Origin of the sequence: Halomonas sp. 141 (genome assembly GCF_002810305.1) — a bacterium.
Classification (GTDB): Bacteria; Pseudomonadota; Gammaproteobacteria; order Pseudomonadales; family Halomonadaceae; genus Vreelandella; species Vreelandella stevensii.
On sequence record NZ_PINZ01000102.1, the window covers coordinates 1 to 1,262 of the forward strand.

At 58.2% G+C, this 1,262-nt stretch carries 2 protein-coding genes; one reads left to right on the forward strand and one right to left on the reverse strand.

The window, feature by feature from the left end:
- The coding region (locus CWI66_RS17465; RefSeq protein ID WP_100732377.1) for an IS3 family transposase at positions 1-1,066 on the forward strand (1,066 nt) is incomplete at its 5' end.
- A gap of 3 nt (positions 1,067-1,069) precedes the next feature.
- On the opposite strand, the gene CWI66_RS17470 is transcribed toward CWI66_RS17465, so the two are convergent.
- A partial coding sequence (locus tag CWI66_RS17470) for a hypothetical protein (protein ID WP_157809007.1) occupies positions 1,070-1,262 on the reverse strand: 193 nt, incomplete at its 5' end.

Sequence of the window (1,262 nt, forward strand, 5' to 3'; positions counted from 1 at the left end):
CATGATCAGCATCGAGGATCGCCAACATGCCGTAGAGCTGATTGCTGTTGCCTGCAACGAGGGCGCCACCTTGGCGGCTGCCTGTGAAGTTGTCGGGATTTCTATCCGGACTCACCAACGCTGGATGCAGGCGGGAAAGCTAACAGGCGACAAACGCCCTTTAGCCGAACGCCCAGCCCCCGCTAATGCGCTGACCCCAGAAGAAGAGGCCGAGATCTTGAGGCAATGCCACCGTGACGAGTTTGCTGCTTTACCGCCGGATCAAATTGTTATTCGGCTGATGGATGAAGAGCAGCGTTACATTGCCTCCGTATCGAGCTTTTATCGAGTGCTGCGTAAACATGGCCAGCTGGCACACCGGGGACGCGCCAAAGCCCGCAAATCACAGCCAGCGCCGACTACACATACAGCAACCGCCCCCAACCAGGTGTGGTCCTGGGACTGCACCTGGCTTCCTGGGCCAGCCAAGGGTACCTACTACTATCTGGTGATGATCCTCGACATCTTCAGCCGTAAAGTCGTGGGCTGGGAAGCCTTTCTGGGGGAGTCTGCAGCTAACTCACGCCGTGTCATTGAGCGAGCCGTGCTGGCCGAAAACATGGTAGGCCAGCCTCTGGTGCTGCACGCAGATAACGGCAGCCCCTTCAAAGGCATTACCTTGCTTGAGAAGCTGAGAGATCTGCAGATCCAGCCTTCGTTCAGTCGACCGCGTGTGAGCAACGATAACGCCTTCTCCGAGGCTCTGTTCCGCACCTGCAAGTATGTGCCGAACTACCCTGTCAGTGGCTTCGCTGACCTATCAGCTGCCCAGCGTTGGGTGCACGGCTTCGTCCAGTGGTACAACTATGAGCACCGCCACAGTGCTATCCGCTTCGTGACGCCGATGCAGCGCCACACAGGAGAAGACAAAGTCATATTGGCCAAGAGACATGCCCTCAACCTTGCAGCCAGAGCTGTGCATCCTGAGCGCTGGAGTGGGGACACCCGCAACTGGCATCCTGTGACATTAGTATCGCTAAACCCAGAGCGCCGAGTAGTTAGGGAGGTAGAGAAAATAGCTGCATAAAAATCAAACAGGGCGACAGATACCTTGACAGTTACCGCCACGGGTGCGGCGCTTGGTCGGCTGGTGGGGGGCGGCCGGCGCGTCAGCCTCGCCGTCAACCGTGTCGTCTTGGGCGCTGGCCTCTTCCTCATCGACCGCCACCTCGGCCTCGTTGATGAGCAGATCACCCTGTTCGACGCGGTACTTCTCGGTAGAG